General features: G+C 72.3%; 5 protein-coding genes. 4 read left to right on the forward strand and 1 reads right to left on the reverse strand.

The genetic code is table 11. From position 1 onward, the window contains the following. Positions 1-73: 73 nt before the first annotated feature. The 4 genes from A6Q79_RS16385 to A6Q79_RS16400 all read left to right on the forward strand — a co-directional run bounded on the left by A6Q79_RS16385 (position 74) and on the right by A6Q79_RS16400 (position 2821). A complete protein-coding gene (locus tag A6Q79_RS16385) occupies positions 74-457 on the forward strand; it encodes a type II toxin-antitoxin system PemK/MazF family toxin (RefSeq protein ID WP_236749742.1) in 384 nt (127 codons plus the stop codon). Continuing rightward, positions 454-1455 (forward strand): YihY/virulence factor BrkB family protein, encoded by a 1002-nt coding sequence (locus A6Q79_RS16390; protein ID WP_067859604.1) that lies wholly within the window; start codon positions 454-456, stop codon positions 1453-1455. The genes A6Q79_RS16385 and A6Q79_RS16390 overlap by 4 nt, the downstream gene beginning before the upstream one ends. A gap of 45 nt (positions 1456-1500) precedes the next feature. Beyond that, positions 1501-1896: a cold-shock protein gene (locus A6Q79_RS16395; RefSeq protein WP_067859601.1), complete on the forward strand. Its 396-nt coding sequence runs from the start codon at positions 1501-1503 to the stop codon at positions 1894-1896. Positions 1897-1975: 79 nt separating this feature from the next. Further along, the gene (locus A6Q79_RS16400; protein WP_083516446.1) at positions 1976-2821 is read left to right on the forward strand and encodes a dioxygenase; all 846 of its coding nucleotides are present in this window, start codon (positions 1976-1978) and stop codon (positions 2819-2821) included. A gap of 2 nt (positions 2822-2823) precedes the next feature. Here A6Q79_RS16400 and A6Q79_RS16405 read toward each other — a convergent pair whose 3' ends face one another. Next, a complete protein-coding gene (locus tag A6Q79_RS16405; protein WP_286690056.1) occupies positions 2824-4347 on the reverse strand; it encodes an MFS transporter in 1524 nt (507 codons plus the stop codon). Positions 4348-4487: the final 140 nt, after the last annotated feature.

Below are 4487 nucleotides of genomic sequence, written 5' to 3' on the forward strand. Positions count from 1 at the left end.
CTACTCGACGAGCGGAACCGTCCGCGGATCCCGTCGTCAGGCCCGTGCCGCAGGCGTGTGGGAGGCTGTCGCCGTGGACCTGACGTATGCGCCGAAGCCCGACGGACGGCCCGATCCGGGGGAGATCGTGTGGACCTGGGTGCCGTACGAGGACGACCCCGCGCAGGGCAAGGACCGCCCGGTCCTGGTCGTCGGACGCGACGGCGCGCGGCTCGTCGGGCTGATGCTCACGTCGAAGGACCACGACCGCGACGCAGCCCAGGAGGCGCGTGACGGTCGCTTCTGGCTCGACATCGGGTCCGGGCCGTGGGACGCGCAGGGCCGACCCAGCGAGGTGCGGGTGAACCGGCTCATCGACGTCGACCCCGACGCGGTGCGTCGCGAGGGCGCCGTGCTCGACGAGCCCCGGTTCGCGGCGGTGCTCGCGGCCGCGGCAGAGCACCTCGAGCTGGCATGAGCGCCGTCGACAAGGTCGACCGCTTCCAGCGTCGGCACCGGTTCGTCGGGCTGCCGCTCGCGGTGATCTACAAGTACTTCGACGACCAGGGCCCTTACCTGGCGGCGATCGTCACCTACTACGCGTTCGTCGCGGTGTTCCCCCTGCTGCTCATCTCGACGTCGATCCTGGGCTTCGTGCTGCAGGGCGACCCGCAGCTGCGCGAGAGCCTGTTGAACACGGCGCTGAGCCAGTTCCCGATCGTCGGCGACCAGCTCGGCAGCGAGCAGGGTCTGCAGGGCAGCACGACGGCGATCGTCGTGGGTTCGATCGCGGCCCTCTACGGTGCGATGGGGCTCGGCCAGGCCGCGCAGAACGCCGCGAACATCGCGTGGTCGGTCCCGCGCAACAGTCGCGCCAACCCGTTCCTCATGCGGCTGCGGAGCCTGATCTTCCTCGCTATCGCCGGCATCGGCATCCTCGTGCTTGCCGTCGCGACGTCGGTGCTGGCCAACCCTGACGCGTTCGGGGGACTCGTCGGGCCCGCCACCGGGTGGATCGTGCGCGGTACCGGCTTCGTGCTCACCGCCGCGATCTTCGTCGGTCTCTTCCGCCTGGTGAGCGCGGGGCGGGCGCACACCCGCTCGGTGCTGCCCGGCGCGATCTTCGCCGCCGTCGGCTGGCAGCTGCTGCAGCTGGCCGGCAACTCCTACGTGACGCGCGTGATCAACCGCGCCAGCCAGACGGTCAACCAGACGTTCGCGCTGGTCCTCGGGCTGCTCGCGTTCATCTTCGTCGCGGCCGTGCTCGTCGTCATGGCGCTGGAGCTCAACGTGGTGCTGCGCCGACACCTGTACCCCCGCGCGCTGCTGACGCCGTTCACCGACAACGTCGAGCTCACCGAGGCCGACGAGCGCGCCTACACGGCCTACGCGAAGGCGCAGCGGCACAAGGGCTTCCAGGTGATCGAGGCTCGTTTCGAGAAGGACGAGGACGAACCGCCGGGCACCACGCCCTAGGCTGGTCCCGCACCCCTCCGATCCCCCCGACAGAAGGACACGCGCATGCCCACGGGCAAGGTCAAGTGGTACGACACCGAGAAGGGCTTCGGCTTCATCAGCAGCGACGAGGGCGGCGACGTCTACGTCCGCTCCGACGCGCTGCCCGCCGACGTCACCGCCCTGAAGTCGGGCACGCGCGTGGAGTTCGGGGTGGCGCAGGGCCGGCGCGGCGACCAGGCGCTCCAGGTGCGCGTGATCGAGGGCTCGGCTCCCGTCTCGCGCACGCAGGCCCGCGCCCGGCGCAAGAAGCCGGAGGAGATGGTGACGATCGTCGAGGACCTCATCCGTCTGCTCGACGGGCTGGGGGAGGGGTACCGGCACGGCCGTCACCCCGACGCCCGCTCCGCCAAGCCGGTCGCCCAGCTGCTGCGCGCGCTGGCCACCGAGCTCGACGGGTAGTCCCGGGCCCTGGTGCGCGGGGCTCGCGCCGCGTACCCTGGTAGTTGAAGCATCTACTACCTGAGCACGGGAGCACCGCGTGACCACCATTCCCTCGGGCCCACGGGTCGAGCACCGCCTGAGCGACCTCGAGCAGCGGCTGCGGCCCAGCGAGCGCATGCCCGTGCTCTTCGTGGGCCACGGCAACCCGATGCACGCCATCCGCGAGAACCACTACACCCACACGTGGACGGTGGAGGGGCAGCGGCTCCCGGAGCCCCAGGCGATCGTCGTCGTGAGCGCGCACTGGCTGACGCCGGGGCGCACGCACGTGACCGACGCACCGCGCAACCGCGTCATCTACGACTTCGGCGGCTTCCCGGAGGAGCTCTCGCGCGTCCAGTACGACACGGTCGGCGACCACGAGGTCGCCCGCGTGCTCGCCCATCGCCTCGCGGAGTACGAGGCCGCCCTCGACAGCCAGTGGGGCCTGGACCACGGCACCTGGTCGGTGCTGAAGTACCTCGCTCCCGCACCGCAGGTCCCCGTCCTGCAGATCAGCATCGACGACACCCTGCCGCTGCCGCGGCTGCACGAGCTGTACGGCCGCCTGCGCCGCCTGCGCGACCAGGGCGTGCTGTTCATCGGCAGCGGCAACATCGTGCACGCGCTCGGCCGCGCCCGCTGGGAGCCGGAAGCGCCGGCGTGGGACTGGGCGGAGCAGTTCGACGCCGACACGGCCGCCGCCCTGACCGACCGTCGTCTCGACCAGCTGCTCGACCCGTACGGGACCTGGCGGGAGGCGCGGATCGCCGTGCCCACCGACGAGCACTACCGGCCGATGGTCGCGGCGCTCAGCCTGCTGCACCCCGAGGAGGAGGTCCGCTTCTTCAACGCCTCCATCGACATGGGCTCGATCGGGATGCGCAGCTTCGTCACCGTCTGACGTCAGGGCGCAGGCGGCGGCACCGGACCGACGGGCTCGGTCGGGAGACGTCGCGCCAGGTGCGCCTGGCGCAGCACGAACACGCCCCACGCCACCACGACGCCGGCCGTCACGAACATGGCGAGGGCCACGTCGGCGTCGAGCGTGAACAGGCCGATGCCGATGAGTCCGCCGATCACCCACGACAGCTGCAGCAGCGTCTCGGAGCGCGCGAACATGCTCGTGCGCACCTCCTCGCCGATGTCACGCTGGATGAGCGCGTCGAGGCTGAGCTTGCCGAGCGACTGGCAGAGTCCGACGGTCAGGCCCAGCAGCGCGGCCACCGGCCAGCGGAAGAACGCCGCCGCCACGACCAAGGCGACGATGTCGACGAGCAGCACGACCAGCACCACGCGGTGAGGGCTGCGGGAGCGGGTCCACGAGCCGATGACCACGCCGAGCGTGTTGCCGGCGCCGGCGGCCCCGATCACGAGGCCCATGAGGATCGTCGCGTTGCCCGTCCACCCCAGCGAGGCGGGCGGCTCGCGCAGCGTGAACGCCATGAAGATGGTGAGGAAGCCCGTGATGAGCCGGAGCCCGGCGTTGCTGCGCAGCGCGTCGACGACGTGGCGCGAGACCGTGATGCCACGCTTGGCGGGCCGGCCGCTGAGGTCGGACAGGTCGACCTGCTCCTCGCCCTCGCTGGAGTCGACGCGCGCGGGCAGCAGAATCGCGAGCACGGTGCCCACGACGAACAGGACGAACGCGTACCGCAGCGACCACTCGGCGCCGATCGCGGCGGCACCCACGGCGAGCGGTGCCGAGACAGCCGCGGCAGCCGTGCCGGTGAGCGAGATCCGGGAGTTGGCCTTGACCAGCGTGAACTCCTCGGGGAGCAGCCGGGGGACGGCCGACGCGCGGGTCACGCCGTAGGCCTTCGAGGCCACCAGGCAGCCGAGGGCAGCGAGGTAGAACGCGGGCGACTCTTCGGCCACGGCCCCGGCGAGCACCCAGCAGCAGAACGCGCGGATCGCGAGCGTGCCACCGATGGCCCACCGCCGGCCGCGACGGAACCGGTCGAGGAACGGGCCGATCAGCGGGGCGACGAACGCGAACGGCAGCATCGTCAGCACCAGGAAGAGTGCCACCTGGCCGCTGGCCTGCTCCGTCGGCACGGTGAAGAACAGGGTGCCCGCGAGCGAGACCGCGACGGCCGCGTCGCCGGCGGTGTTGAAGGCGTGCAGCTCGAGCAGACGCGACAGGCCCGACTCGCCCGCGCCACCGGCGTGGGTGAAGCGGCGCGCACCCGCGACGGCTCCGGCGCCACCACGGGCCACCGTGCGCCCGGTGCGTCGCAGGCCCGACGCGACCTTGGCGCCGCGACGAGGCGGAGGCGTGCCGGCGTCGGCCCCGGTCGGTGCCTCCTGGTCGGGGCCGAGGTCGTCGAGCGTGTCCCGGTCGCCGGCCGTGCCAGCGGCACGACTGCCGGAAGGACCCGGCCAGTCGGGGCCGGGCGTGCGATCGTCTCCGTCGCTCGTCGGGGCCATGACCACATCCTGCCCCACCCTGCCCCGCCCGACCGGGTGAGCCTCGTCCCGTGTCGGGCACGGGGGTTGGCGGCCGGCTGGCCCCAGGGGGGACAATCGAGCCATGACGACCCACCCCGCCCTGGGCGCCGCCCACGACG

The sequence above is a fragment of the Aeromicrobium sp. REDSEA-S32_B7 genome, from assembly GCF_001626145.1.
In the GTDB taxonomy this organism is placed as follows: domain Bacteria; phylum Actinomycetota; class Actinomycetes; order Propionibacteriales; family Nocardioidaceae; genus Aeromicrobium; species Aeromicrobium erythreum.